This is a genomic window from Micromonospora sp. M42, assembly GCF_000568915.1.
GTDB lineage: Bacteria > Actinomycetota > Actinomycetes > Mycobacteriales > Micromonosporaceae > Micromonospora > Micromonospora chalcea.
Genome location: NZ_KK037233.1, coordinates 6,629,661 through 6,630,460, shown reverse-complemented (window position 1 = coordinate 6,630,460; position 800 = coordinate 6,629,661). Strand labels below are relative to the sequence as shown.

Annotated in this window: 1 pseudogene; it reads right to left on the bottom strand. The window is 78.0% G+C overall.

From position 1 onward, the window contains the following. Positions 1 to 800, bottom strand: a pseudogene (locus tag MCBG_RS33290) (hypothetical protein); the annotation flags it as partial.

Here is an 800-nt window from a genome sequence, read left to right as displayed (position 1 = left end):
GACCCGGCCCGCGCCAGCCGCGGCACGTACAAAAAAACCGACCCGGATCACGGCAAAAAAAAAAGTCCGCCGCCAGGAGGGCGGCCACCTCGTCCGGGCCGATCCCGTCGCCGTCGACGTCGACGACGACGATCTGGCCCGGGTTCTCCGACTGGGCGGAGCGCACCAGGCCCCACGCCGCCGCGGCGGCCGGGTCGGTCACCTCGCCGGCGTGGTGCACGGCCACCGCGCCCCGGGTCACCAGCAGCAGCCGCGACGCCGCCCAGCGGGGCTCGGTGAGCCAGCGCCGGACCAGGTCGAGGGCCTGCACGGCGGCGTGGCGCGCCGCGCGGGGGGTGGGCTGCGCGGGGTGCGCGCCGAGCGGCACGAGCACCGCCCCGGGCAGGGCCAGTCCGGCGTCCACCGCGTCGGCGAGCCCGTCCAGCCCTTGGTGCAGCGGGAACCCGTCCAGGCCGGGGGCGACGGCCACGGCGTCGACCGGGGTGGCCGTCTCGACGGGCGGCAGCGGCGTCCAGTCGACGCGGAACAGGGCGTCGCGGGTGGCCCGGTCGTCGGTGACGGCCAGCTCGGTGGTGGAGATCGGGCGCATCGTCAGGGCGGCCACCTCGGCCACCGGGGCACCGGTCGGATCGGCGACGGTCAGCGCGATGGCGTGCGGCCCGACCCGGGTCAGCCGTACCCGCAGGGCGGTGGCCCCGGTGGCGTGCAGGCTGACGCCGTTCCAGGCGAACGGCAGCAGGAGCTGGCCGGCCCCGGCCCCGCGCGCGGGGCGCCGAAGTGCGCGGCGTGCAGGGCGGCGT